General features: G+C 43.3%; 1 protein-coding gene. It reads right to left on the bottom strand.

Annotated elements, in window-relative coordinates:
• Positions 1 to 522 (bottom strand): hemagglutinin repeat-containing protein (locus tag QJV33_RS11975; protein WP_281463633.1); only part of this gene is annotated, 522 nt, incomplete at both ends.

Below are 522 nucleotides of genomic sequence, written 5' to 3'. Positions count from 1 at the left end.
GGTCCATGTCGTCGTCTTGCTCGTATCCGTTTGTTTATCAGAATGATACCCAACAGACGCCATCCCCCCACTAAAGCTGGCACCCAGTCCAGAACTGCTCTTATGAGAGTAATCCTCGGTCGTATCTTTCGTCGCCATCGTCGAAAGATTATTGCCAGCAATTAAATTAACATCATGTTGACCTGTAACGGTTCCTTTGATCGTTAAATCATGACCCGCACCAATGGTGATATCTTTGCCCGCACCAACAAGCGACCCAATCTCTTCTGTTCGGGTTGAATTTCCTACCTCTTTTTCTTTTTGTAAAATACTAGAGCTTTTATGCGAGGAAGAGGACGAAGAGCTATTCGTAACAGAACCCAGAGTAATATCATGACCCGCCAGTAAAGTCGTATTCCCATCCCCAAGAACAACAGACCCCGCCAAATGAATATCATTCTTTGCACCCAGCGTAATATTGCCATTCGAAATAATATTACTACTGAGTGCTGTATTATAAGAATTCTGCTCACTAAAAGAACT

This window comes from Commensalibacter nepenthis, assembly GCF_029953305.1.
Taxonomy (GTDB): Bacteria; Pseudomonadota; Alphaproteobacteria; order Acetobacterales; family Acetobacteraceae; genus Commensalibacter; species Commensalibacter nepenthis.
The sequence above is the reverse complement of the archived record's forward strand: the minus strand, read 5'-3'. Positions and strand labels throughout refer to the sequence as shown.